At 76.2% G+C, this 760-nt stretch carries 1 protein-coding gene and 1 pseudogene; one reads left to right on the top strand and one right to left on the bottom strand.

The window, feature by feature from the left end:
• Positions 1 to 405, bottom strand: a 405-nt coding sequence (locus ESO86_RS17975; protein ID WP_207207229.1) for a LamB/YcsF family protein, incomplete at its 3' end; no start/stop codon positions are given.
• Positions 406 to 476: 71 nt separating this feature from the next.
• On the opposite strand from ESO86_RS17975, the pseudogene ESO86_RS17970 reads away from it, so the two are divergent.
• Positions 477 to 760 (top strand): annotated as a pseudogene (locus tag ESO86_RS17970) (PQQ-dependent sugar dehydrogenase); the annotation flags it as partial.

Raw genomic sequence — 760 nt, 5'->3', positions numbered from 1 at the left:
GGCGAGCGCGTCGGCGACCGCCGACGCGGCCGCGGCATCGGCAGCGAGTCGGTGGTAGAGCGCGCCGTGGGCCTTCACGTAGGCGACCGTCGCACCGACGGTCCGGGCGAGGCCGTCGAGCGCGCCGAGCTGGTAGACGACCTCGGCCGCGAGCTCGTCGACGGAGACGTCGAGCGCCCGCCGGCCGAACCCCGCGCGGTCGCGGTACCCCGGGTGGGCGCCGAGGACCACCCCGTGGGTGACGGCGAGGCGTGCGCTGCGCAGCATGGTCGACGGGTCGCCGGCGTGGAACCCGCACGCGACGTTCGCGCTCGAGACGACCTCGAACATCGCCTCGTCGTCGCCCATGGTCCAGGCGCCGTACGATTCGCCGAGGTCGGCGTTCAGGTCGATCGCGCGCTGCATGCTCCCATTCTCCCGCGCCCTCCCGCAGACTGGGCAGGAGGAGGACGAGTACGGCACCGGGGAGGTCGAACATGCGCGGACGCACGGGGCGGACCCGGGCCCGGGTCGCGCTGCTCGCCGCGACCACGACGATGCTCGCCTGCTCCGGCGCCCTGCTCGCCGGCTGCGCGCCCGACGCGGGCTCCGGTCCGGTCGTGATCGCCCCGTCCGACGCTCCGACCACGACGCCCGCCGTCTCGGCGCCTCCGGCCGTGCGGCCGGCGGGCGACGTCGAGACCCTGGCGAGCGGGCTCGAGGCGCCGTGGTCGATCCTGCGCCTGCCGGACGGCGGCGTGCTCGTGAGCGAGCGCGATCG

The organism is Agromyces binzhouensis (assembly GCF_004135055.1).
Lineage (GTDB): Bacteria > Actinomycetota > Actinomycetes > Actinomycetales > Microbacteriaceae > Agromyces > Agromyces binzhouensis.
The sequence above is the reverse complement of the archived record's forward strand: the minus strand, read 5'-3'. Positions and strand labels throughout refer to the sequence as shown.